Source organism: Nonomuraea lactucae, from assembly GCF_003313395.1.
Lineage (GTDB): Bacteria > Actinomycetota > Actinomycetes > Streptosporangiales > Streptosporangiaceae > Nonomuraea > Nonomuraea lactucae.
The window spans coordinates 1-9,395 of record NZ_QNFZ01000943.1; the positions used below are offsets into that span (position 1 = coordinate 1).

At 72.7% G+C, this 9,395-nt stretch carries 11 protein-coding genes; 4 read left to right on the forward strand and 7 right to left on the reverse strand.

Going from position 1 to position 9,395, the window contains the following annotated elements; translation table 11 throughout:
• The 5 genes from mshC to DQW85_RS32875 form a co-directional block, all read right to left on the reverse strand.
• A partial coding sequence (gene mshC / locus DQW85_RS32855) for a cysteine--1-D-myo-inosityl 2-amino-2-deoxy-alpha-D-glucopyranoside ligase (RefSeq protein WP_113703669.1) occupies window positions 1-1,040 on the reverse strand: 1,040 nt, incomplete at its 3' end.
• A 10-nt stretch (window positions 1,041-1,050) separates the two neighbouring features.
• Window positions 1,051-1,701, reverse strand: coding sequence for an NRDE family protein (locus DQW85_RS32860; protein ID WP_113703670.1), 651 nt, complete (start codon window positions 1,699-1,701; stop codon window positions 1,051-1,053).
• A 23-nt stretch (window positions 1,702-1,724) separates the two neighbouring features.
• Window positions 1,725-2,489, reverse strand: coding sequence for an SCO1664 family protein (locus DQW85_RS32865; RefSeq protein WP_113703671.1), 765 nt, complete (start codon window positions 2,487-2,489; stop codon window positions 1,725-1,727).
• A complete protein-coding gene (locus DQW85_RS32870; protein ID WP_113703672.1) occupies window positions 2,486-3,034 on the reverse strand; it encodes a DUF3090 domain-containing protein in 549 nt (182 codons plus the stop codon). The genes DQW85_RS32865 and DQW85_RS32870 overlap by 4 nt, the downstream gene beginning before the upstream one ends.
• Window positions 3,035-3,043: 9 nt before the next feature.
• Window positions 3,044-3,730 (reverse strand): MSMEG_4193 family putative phosphomutase, encoded by a 687-nt coding sequence (locus DQW85_RS32875; protein ID WP_113703678.1) that lies wholly within the window; start codon window positions 3,728-3,730, stop codon window positions 3,044-3,046.
• Between the two features lie 64 nt (window positions 3,731-3,794).
• Here DQW85_RS32875 and DQW85_RS32880 point away from each other — a divergent pair, with 64 nt between their 5' ends.
• Window positions 3,795-4,742, forward strand: coding sequence for an aldo/keto reductase (locus tag DQW85_RS32880; RefSeq protein ID WP_113703673.1), 948 nt, complete (start codon window positions 3,795-3,797; stop codon window positions 4,740-4,742).
• Between the two features lie 191 nt (window positions 4,743-4,933).
• Window positions 4,934-5,767 carry a hypothetical protein gene (locus DQW85_RS32885; RefSeq protein ID WP_113703674.1) on the forward strand — a complete coding sequence of 278 codons (834 nt, stop codon included), beginning with the start codon at window positions 4,934-4,936 and terminating at the stop codon, window positions 5,765-5,767.
• A gap of 272 nt (window positions 5,768-6,039) precedes the next feature.
• Here the strand turns inward: DQW85_RS32885 and fabI are convergent, their stop codons facing one another.
• Complete coding sequence (fabI, locus tag DQW85_RS32890) at window positions 6,040-6,804, reverse strand: enoyl-ACP reductase FabI (RefSeq protein ID WP_113703675.1); 765 nt, start codon at window positions 6,802-6,804, stop codon at window positions 6,040-6,042.
• 1 nt (window position 6,805) lies between these two features.
• Window positions 6,806-7,501, reverse strand: coding sequence for a 3-oxoacyl-ACP reductase FabG (gene fabG / locus DQW85_RS32895; protein ID WP_113703676.1), 696 nt, complete (start codon window positions 7,499-7,501; stop codon window positions 6,806-6,808).
• 77 nt (window positions 7,502-7,578) lie between these two features.
• Between fabG and DQW85_RS32900 the strand changes: the two genes are divergently transcribed.
• Both DQW85_RS32900 and DQW85_RS32905 read left to right on the forward strand, forming a co-directional pair.
• Window positions 7,579-9,072: a TldD/PmbA family protein gene (locus DQW85_RS32900; protein ID WP_113703677.1), complete on the forward strand. Its 1,494-nt coding sequence runs from the start codon at window positions 7,579-7,581 to the stop codon at window positions 9,070-9,072.
• Window positions 9,069-9,395: PmbA/TldA family metallopeptidase (locus DQW85_RS32905; protein WP_338043431.1), on the forward strand; the 327-nt coding region annotated here is incomplete at its 3' end. The genes DQW85_RS32900 and DQW85_RS32905, both read left to right, overlap by 4 nt.

Here is a 9,395-nt window from a genome sequence, read left to right on the forward strand (position 1 = left end):
GCCGCCGCGAGCGCCACCGCCGCGCGCCAGCGGCCGAGCCTGCGCTCCGCCGCCGCCATCTGGTCAGGGGTGTACTCCCAGTCGGCTCGGTAGTGGTGGGCGAGCAGCACCAGCCGGACCGCCATCGGGTCGTGCTCCTCGCGCAGCCTGGAGACGAACACCAGGTTGCCCTTGGACTTCGACATCTTCTCGCCGTCCAGCGCGACCATGCCGGCGTGCGTGTAGAACTTGGCGAACGGCCACTCGCCGGTGGCCGCGTGCCCCTCGGAGGCGCCGCACTCGTGGTGCGGGAAGATCAGGTCCGAGCCGCCGCCGGCCACGTCGAAGCCGGAGCCCAGGCTGTCGAGCGCGATCGCGGTGCACTCGATGTGCCAGCCCGGCCGCCCCCTGCCCAGCGGCGTGTCCCAGGACGGCTCGCCCGGCCGTTCGGCCTGCCACAGCCGCCAGTCGAGCGGGTGGCGCTTGCCGGGCCGGTCGGGGTCGCCGCCGCGCTCGGCGAACAGCTCGAGCATCAGCCGCTCGCCGTAGCCGGACACCTGGCCGAACTTGGGCGCGTCGGCCGAGTTGAAGTAGACGTCGCCGTCGAGCTCGTACGTGACGCCCTTGGCCGACAGCGACACGATCAGCTCGGCGACCCGGCCGACGACCTCGGTGACGCCCACGTAGTCGTGCGGCGGCAGGATGCGCAGCGCCTCCATGTCGGTGCGGAACAGCTCGATCTCCCGCTCGGCCAGAGCCTGCCAGGCGACGCCGGTCTGCCGGGCGCGTTCGAGGAGGGGGTCGTCGACGTCGGTGGTGTTCTGCGTGTAGCGCACCTCGTGGCCGTTGTCACGCCAGACCCGGCCGACCAGGTCGAAGGCGAGGTAGGTGTTGGCGTGGCCGAGGTGGGTGGCGTCGTAGGGCGTGATGCCGCACACGTAGATCCTGGCCGTGGGGCCGGGGTCGGTCTGCCGTACCTGCCGCGCGGCGGTGTCGTGGAGCCGCAGAGGGACGCTCGCGCCGGGCAGTTGGGGGACGTTCGGGGCGGACCACGATCTCATAGCTTTGAGCCTATCTGTCCCGGTCGGCGGTCAGGTCGGTGAAGTCGTACGTCACGCCCTCGGCGTCCAGCGTGACCCGCATGATCGACAGCGAGGCGAAGACACGGCCTCCGGGCAGCTCGTGGCGGACGATGAGCGCGTCCGGGGCGCCGGACGGCGCGTCGGTGATCGGCTCGCGCAGCCCGGCGGCGGACTCGAACCGGTGGCGGTGGGCGGCCACGCGAGGGTGTGCGGGGTCGAGCCCGGTGTTGACGATCATGCTGGTGCCGTCGGGCAGCTCGGTGGTGGTCAGCCGCACGCCGTCCCAGCTGGCCAGCCGCGCTCCCGACACGCCGGCGAGCACCAGGTGGAACGGGTCGTAGCGGGTGAGGTCGGCGTCGGGCAGGTCGCCGGCGGCGACGGCGCGCAGGGCCAGGTCGCCGCGGGAGATTTTGACGGTGTCGGGAGCGGGGGTGCCCCGCCCGTTGAGGAGCGCCGCGACGCGCCGGGCCGCGGGGTTGACCGCCAGCCAGGTGCCGCCCGCCTTGAGGTCGCGCCCGCCGAGCACGCCCGGGTGTTCGGGCCAATGCTCGCCAGGCCCCTCCCACGGCCGGTCCGCGAACTCGTCGCGTACGCCGATGAGGGTGAGCGGCCGCCCGGTTTTCACGATCACGGTGCACATGCGGCAAAGATTAGTAAACCCGCTCAGATGGGCGGCCAGGGGATGGCAGGCCAGTCTTCGGACGGGTACGGATGGACACCGGTGTCGAGCAGCCGCCTGACCCGGTGCCAGGTCGCCTCCACCTCGGCCAGGGTCAGCAGCTCGCGCAGCCTGCGGCCGAGCGAGCCCGACTCGAGGTCGCGCTCCAGCTTGGCCAGCACCGCGACCGCCTCGCGGGCGAGCGGCTTGCCGCGCCACTGCCACAGGACGGTGCGCAGTTTGTCCTCGGCGGCGAAGCAGACGCCGTGGTCGACGCCGTAGACGTGGCCGGTGGGCAGCGGCAGCAGGTGGCCACCCTTGCGGTCGGCGTTGTTGACGACGGCGTCGAACACCGCCATGCGGCGCACCACAGGGTTGCGGCTGCGCACCAGCCGCATGAGGTCGATCTCGCGCTCGGTGTCGATCCACAGCTGGCACATGCCGGGCCCGAACGGCCCGTCGCGGTAGACCGTAGGCGGGACGATCTGCCAGCCGGTCGCCTGGGACACCTCGAACGCCGCCACCTCGCGGGCGGCGAGGGTGCCGTCGGGGAAGTCCCAGAGCGGGCGCTCCCCGCGTACCGGCTTGTAGACGCAGGCCGCGCTGCGCCCGCTGAGCGTGACGGAGCAGTAGAGGGTCATGTTGGTCGCCTCCACCAGGCGGCCGGCCACCTCCAGGCGCCCGTCACGGAGCAGCTTGAGCGCCCTCTCGTCGTCCATGACCGGCGTCTGCGAGGGCCTGACGGCCGGCTCGCTCTCCGGGGCGCTCATGAAGCCGCCTCACCCCCGCGGTATCCGTTCAGTCGGACGCAGACATGCCCTTCGGCGTCGAGCGGCTGCCCGCACAGTGGGCACGGTGGGCGGCCGGCGGAGACGAGCCGGAGCGCCCGCTGGGTGAACGCCCGCGCGGCCCCGGGGCTGATGCGCACCCGGAGCACGGCCGGCTCGGGCGCGTCGAGATCCTCCTCGTCGATGATCTCCTGCGCCTCTATCACCACCTGCGACGTCTCGGGGTCCCACGCCAGTGCCATGGTGCCCACCCGGAAGTCCTCCGCGAGCGGCACGTCGAGCGGGTCCTCGTCGGTCAGGTCGGCGGGCGCGAGGGCCGGCACGTGGGCGGCGCCGCCGCTGCGGCGCAGCACCTCGTCGAGCAGCTCGTCGAGCCTGCCCGCCAGTGCCGCCACCTGGAGCTTCTCCAGCGCGACCGTGGTCAGTCTGCCCTCGGCTCTGGCCTGCAGAAAGAAGGCTCGGGCGCCCGGTTGCCCCAGGGCACCGGCCACGAACCTCTCTGGTGGGTCGTAGTCGAAGACCGGCATAGCCTGACCTTACGTGGTCCCGGGTCCACCGCCGACGGCGGCATCGCTCCCGGTGATGTTTTCTCCCCCGTCTTTCTCCTCCGAATCCTCGGGGAGCCGCAATTCCCCCATATCGTTGACTCTGAGAATAAAGGGACGCAAGGGGGCATAGCGAATGACGGTGAGAGCGCCCGGATCGGCAGTAATCCGCTGAAAATGATCGAGATGGAGCCCCAGAGCGTCGGCCACGATGGCCTTGATGACGTCGCCGTGACTGCAGACCAGGTAGACACCCTTCTCCCCGACGCGCTGGTTCCAGTCCCTGACGGCGGCCACGGCCCGGTGCTGCATATCGGCCAGCGACTCACCTTCCGGAAATGTCGCCGCGCTGGGATGCGCCTGCACGACCTGCCAGAGCGGCTCCTGGGCGAGCTCCTTCAGCGGGCGCCCGGTCCATCCTCCGTACCCGCACTCCACGAACCGGTCGTCGGCGCGCACCTCCAGCCCCCGAGCGCCGGCCACGGCCTGGGCGGTCTCCACGCAGCGTTCCAGCGGGCTGGAGACGACGGCGTCGAGCCGGACGGCGGCGATGCGACCGGCCAGCGCGGCGGCCTGGTCGCGCCCCGCGTCGCTCAGGTGGACTCCAGGGGTGCGCCCGGCCAGCACCGGTCCCGTGAGCGCGGTGAGCCCGTGGCGGGCGAGGAGCAGCGTCGTCACGGACCCAGTGTCGCAGGCGTCGATCACGGCGTTTCACCGGCCCGGACGGTAACCTGGCGGGACCATGCAGCAACGCTATGTCGGCCGTAGCGGCCTGTCGGTGTCCCGGCTGGGGCTCGGCACGATGACCTGGGGGCGCGACACCGACGCCGACGAGGCGTCGGCCCAGCTCCGCACCTTCCTCGACGCGGGCGGCACGCTCGTCGACACCGCCGACGTCTACACGGGAGGCGACGCCGAGCGGCTGCTCGGCCGGATGCTGCGCGACTCGGTGCCGCGCTCGGAGCTGGTGATCTCCACCAAGGCGGTGGTGACCCCGCTGGGCCGCCGGCCCCGCGACGCCTCCAGGCGTCACCTGATCGCCGCCGTGGACGCCTCGCTCGCCAGGCTCGGGCTCGACTACGTCGACCTGTGGCAGCTGCACACCTACGACGAGGAGGTGCCGCTGGAGGAGACGCTGGCCGCGCTCGACGCGATCGTCTCCTCCGGCCGCGCGGTGTACGCGGGCGTCTGCGACTACACCGGATGGCAGCTCGCCGCCGCCGCGGTCACCCAGCGGGCGATCCCCGGCCGGGTCCCCATCACCTCCGCCCAGGCCGAATACTCCCTGCTGGCCCGCGAGCCCGAGCGCGAGCTGCTGCCCGCCGCCCACCACGCGGGCGCGGGCGTGCTGGCCTGGTCGCCGCTGGGCCGCGGGGTGCTGACCGGCAAATACCGCACCGGCATCCCGGCCGACTCGCGCGCCGCCACGCCGCACTTCGCCGACTTCGTCCGGCCCTACCTGGACGAGCGCAGCCGCCGGGTGGTCGAGTCGGTCATGACGGCGGCCGACGGGCTCGGCGTGTCGCCGCTCGCGGTGGCCCTGTCATGGGTGCGCGACCAGCCGGGCGTGGCCTCGGCCATCGTCGGCGCCCGCACCCGCGCCCAGCTCGCCGGCGCGCTGTCGGCCGAGGAGGTGGTCCTGCCCCGGGAGATCCGCGAGGCCCTCGACGACGTGTCCTCCCTCGACTGAAGGCCCGTCGAGCGGACCGCCGCGGGGCCGGAGAGGGCCGCGGCCGGGTCAGCGGACGTGTACCGGCGGCGAACGAGAGTCGGCCTCGCGTGTCACTAGTCCATACCAGATCGCGACTTCGACGGGAAACACCTGCGTCTCGCGCGCGATGTCCGTAAAGATTTCTTTCGAAGCGATGCGGGAGGGGACTGATGGGGAGCAGGACCGCGATCTCGGCGGGGGTCCTCGCGGTGGCGCTGGCGGCGAGCCCGGCCGTCCTGCCTTCGTCGGCGGCCCTGGCGAGTGACTGCCCGAAGGGCGGTGGCCTGCTCGGCGGCGTGACCAACCCCGTGTGCGACGCCGTCGGCAAGGTCACCGGCACGGTCGACTCGGTCACGGGCGAGCGGCTCAAGCCCGCCACGCAGGGTCTCAACGACACCACGGGCCAGGTGCTCGGCGAGGTCGGCGAGACCGCGCCGACCACCGGTCCCAGTGCCGGGGCCGAGCCCGCTCCCACACCTTCCAGGACCGCCCTGCTCCCCCGAGCCCTCGAGAACGTGTGCCTCCCGGTGCTGGCCTGCGCCCCCGCCGCGACCGGCGCCCCCGCGACGCCCGGGCCGGAAGCGTCGGCGCCGGTCTCCGACGACACCCGCACGGGCGACCGGCGCGGGCGCGAGAAGGAGACGGTGGTGGTCCCCACCGGCGCGCCCGCCTATCCGGACAGCGAGCCGCACATCATGGACGTCACCCCCACCGGCGAGCCGGTCACCGCCGAACCGACGGCCGATCCCGACGAGCCGCGCATCGACCTGCTCTGGCCCAACCCGCTCGCCAAGGACCTGTCCATCCCGCTGGGCGACCGCCTGATCGTGCGGCCGGGCCGCCCGGCGTCCGACGTCCTCGGCACGGCCCTGACGATCGCCCTGCTGATCTCGGCCATCGCGGCCACCCGCGTCGTGCAGCAGCGGCGCCGGCGCGCCGAACAGCCGGAGTCGATCCCCTTCGAGCCGCTCCCGGCCAACGCGGGCCGCCACCGCCTGGCCTGACCCACCCACCTCACACCCGGGAACGGCCGCGCCGCTCCACACGAGGTCCCGAGGCACTCGGACGTGCCCATCGGAAGGCGCCGCCCCACCCGCACGGCTCCTCACGAAGGGCGCCGCGCGTGCCGGACGGCCTCGCGCGGAGGCCCCGCCCCCGGAGGGCTCCAGGCGGGGGCGCCGTCACACGAAGGCCGTCACACGGAGGCCGCGCGCCACGGGCTGGCGGGTGGCGCCTTCCCGGGCCTGCCGTACAGGACGGGTGTTTGTCATCCCCGTCAGGCGCCGATCGCGTGGACGCCGCCGTCGACGTGGACGATCTCGCCGGTCGTGGCGGGGAACCAGTCGGACATCAGCGCGACGCACGCCTTGGCCGCCGGCACCGTGTCGGAGAGGTCCCAGCCGAGCGGGGCCTTCTCCGGCCAGCTGTCCTCGAACTCCTTGAAGCCCGGGATCGACTTGGCGGCCATGGTGCGCAGCGGCCCGGCGGCGACCAGGTTGACCCGGATGCCCTGCTTGCCGAGGTCGCGGGCGAGGTAGCGGGAGGCGGACTCGAGGCCGGCCTTGGCCACGCCCATCCAGTCGTAGACGGGCCACGCCTTGGAGGCGTCGAAGTCGAGGCCGACGACCGAGCCGCCCTCCTTCATCAGCGGCAGGCAGGCGACGGCGAGCGACTTGAACGAGTAGGTGGACACGTGCAGGGCGGTCGAGACGTCCTCCCACGCGGTGTTGAGGAAGTTGCCGCCGAGGGCGGTCTGAGGGGCGAACCCGATCGAGTGGACGACGCCGTCGAGGCCGTCGACGTGGTCGCCGACCCGGGCGGCCAGCGAGTCGAGGTGCTCGGTGTTCTGCACGTCGAGCTCCAGCACCGGGGCGGGCTCGGGGAGCCGCTTGGCGATGCGCTCGACCAGGCTCAGCCGGCCGAACCCGGTGAGCACCACCGTGGCGCCCTCCTCCTGGGCGAGCCTGGCGACCGAGAACGCGATCGACGCGTCGGTCAGCACGCCGGTCACCAGGATCCGCTTGCCGTCGAGAATGCCCACGTCAGTGCCCCATTCCGAGTCCGCCGTCGACCGGGATCACGGCTCCGGTGATGTAGGAGGCGTCGTCGCCCGCCAGGAAGCGGACGACGCGCGCGACCTCGCCCGGCGACGCCTGCCGGCCGAGCGGGATGTTCTTGACGATGGCCTCGGCGTCGAGGCCGGCCGTCATGTCGGTCTCCACGAATCCGGGGGCGACCACGTTGACCGTGATGCCGCGCGAGCCGTACTCGCGGGCCATGGAACGGCCGAAGCCGATCAGGCCGGCCTTGGAGGCCGCGTAGTTGGTCTGGCCGGCCTGGCCGGACATGGCCACGACGGAGGAGACGAGGATGACGCGGCCGCGCTTGAGCTTCATCATGGGCCGGATGGCCCGCTTGGCGACCCGGTAGGCGCCGGTGAGGTTGGCGTCGAGGACCTCGGTGAAGGTCTCCTCCTTCATCATGGCCAGCAGGGTGTCCTTGGTGATGCCGGCGTTGGCCACCAGCACCTCGACCGGCCCCTGCTCGGCCTCCACCTTGTCGAAGGCGGCCTCGACGTCGGCCGTGCTGGTCACGTCGCAGCGCACGCCGAACAGCCCCTCCGGGGGCTCTCCCGAGCGGTAGGTGACGGCGACGGCGTCGCCCGCCGCGGCGAGTTCTCGGGCGATCGCGAGGCCGATGCCGCGATTGCCACCGGTGACGAGTACAGAGCGTGCCATGGCACCAGACGCTATCTCCTACCGACCGGTACGCGGTTGTCCGGGGGGTACAAGATCACGGGGTTAGGATCGTGGACATGCGCCAGATCGACCCCGACTTCCTGGAGCTGCCGCTGAGGCAGCTGGCGGACGCCGCCCTGCAACGCGCTCGCGACCTCGGTGCCGAGCACGCCGACTTCCGTCTCGAACGGGTCAGGGCGGAGACCCTGTCCCTCTACGACACCCGGCTCGAAGGCGCGATGGACGCCGACGACCTGGGCTACGCGGTGCGCGTCGTCAAGGGCGGCACGTGGGGGTTCGCCTCGGGCATCCATCTCACGCCGGAGGCCGCCGTGACCGTGGCGGAGCAGGCGGTGCGGGTGGCGGAGGTGAGCGCGCCCATCAACCGCGAGCCGATCGAGCTGGCCCCCGAGCCGGTGCACCGCGAGGGGACGTGGGTCTCCGCGTACGAGGTCGACCCGTTCTCGGTGCCGTCGGCCGACAAGGTGGCGCTCCTGGCCGACTGGTCGGCCGGCCTGCTGAAGGGCTCCGACCACGTCTCGGCCCGGCTCCTGCAGGTCAAGGAGCAGAAGTTCTACGCCGACACGGCGGGCACGGTCACCACCCAGCAGCGGGTCCGGGTCCATCCCAAGCTCAACGCCATGAAGGCCGCGGACGGCGGCTTCGACGACATGTCGACGATCGCGCCGCCGGTGGGCCGCGGCTACGAGTACCTGACGGGCACCGGCTGGGACTGGGCGGCCGAGCTGGGCGAGCTGCCGGAGCTGCTGGCGGAGAAGCTGGCGGCGCCGTCGGTCGAGGCGGGCGACCACGACCTGGTGATCCACCCGTCCAACCTGTGGCTGACCATCCACGAGTCGATCGGCCACGCCACCGAGCTGGACCGGGCGCTGGGCTACGAGGCGGCCTACGCGGGCACCAGCTTCGCCACGTTCGATCAGCTCGGGGAGCTCGTGTACGGCTCGCCCCTGATGAACGTGACCGGCGACCGCACCGTCGAGCACGGGCTGGCCACGATCGGCTTCGACGACGAGGGCGTGCGGGGCCAGTCGTTCGACATCGTCCGCGACGGGATCCTGGTGGGCTACCAGCTCGACCGGCGGATGGCGTTGATGAAGGGGTTCGGGCGGTCCAACGGGTGCGCGTTCGCCGACTCCCCCGGGCACATGCCGATCCAGCGCATGGCGAACGTCTCCCTCGCCGCCGCGCCGGGCGGCCCGTCCACCGAGGAGCTGATCTCGCGCGTCGAGCGGGGCCTCTACATCGTCGGCGACAAGAGCTGGTCCATCGACATGCAGCGCTACAACTTCCAGTTCACCGGGCAGCGCGCCTACCGCATCTCCGGCGGCCGGCTCGCCGGGCAGGTGCGCGACTTCGCCTATCAGGCGACCACGACGGACTTCTGGCGGTCCATGGAGGCCGTCGGCGGCCCGCGGACCTACGTGCTGGGCGGCGCCTTCAACTGCGGCAAGGGCCAGCCCGGCCAGGTCGCCCCGGTCAGCCACGGCTGCCCGTCCGCCCTGTTCAGGGGCGTCCGGATCCTCAACACGGTGCAGGAGGGTGGAAAGTGAGCGAGCGCATCCCGAGCGGCGGGTCGCCGTCTCCGCGCGCAGGGGGGACGTCTCCGCAGGAGATGGTGGAGCGGGCTCTGGAGCTCTCCACGGGCGACGGCTGCGTGGTGCTCGCCGACGACGGCTCCACCGCCAACCTGCGCTTCGCCGGCAACACACTCACCACGAACGGCGTGGCCCGCTCCTCGCGGCTGACCGTGATCTCGATCGTGGGCGACCGGGTGGGCGTGGTGTCGCGGGCCGCCGTACGGCCGGACCAGCTCGCCGACGTGGTGGCCGCGGCGGACCGGACGGCGCGCGAGGCGCGGCCGGCCGAGGACGCC

What these genes read in the sequence shown, in the direction of transcription:
- DQW85_RS32860 (WP_113703670.1), bottom strand. Translation starts at nt 1,701, where the DNA reads ATGTGCACCGTGATCGTGAAAACCGGGCGGCCGCTCACCCTCATCGGC.
- DQW85_RS32885 (WP_113703674.1), top strand. Translation starts at nt 4,934, where the DNA reads ATGGGGAGCAGGACCGCGATCTCGGCGGGGGTCCTCGCGGTGGCGCTG.
- DQW85_RS32870 (WP_113703672.1), bottom strand. Translation starts at nt 3,034, where the DNA reads ATGCCGGTCTTCGACTACGACCCACCAGAGAGGTTCGTGGCCGGTGCC.
- DQW85_RS32900 (WP_113703677.1), top strand. Translation starts at nt 7,579, where the DNA reads ATGCGCCAGATCGACCCCGACTTCCTGGAGCTGCCGCTGAGGCAGCTG.
- DQW85_RS32880 (WP_113703673.1), top strand. Translation starts at nt 3,795, where the DNA reads ATGCAGCAACGCTATGTCGGCCGTAGCGGCCTGTCGGTGTCCCGGCTG.
- DQW85_RS32865 (WP_113703671.1), bottom strand. Translation starts at nt 2,489, where the DNA reads ATGAGCGCCCCGGAGAGCGAGCCGGCCGTCAGGCCCTCGCAGACGCCG.
- fabG (WP_113703676.1), bottom strand. Translation starts at nt 7,501, where the DNA reads ATGGCACGCTCTGTACTCGTCACCGGTGGCAATCGCGGCATCGGCCTC.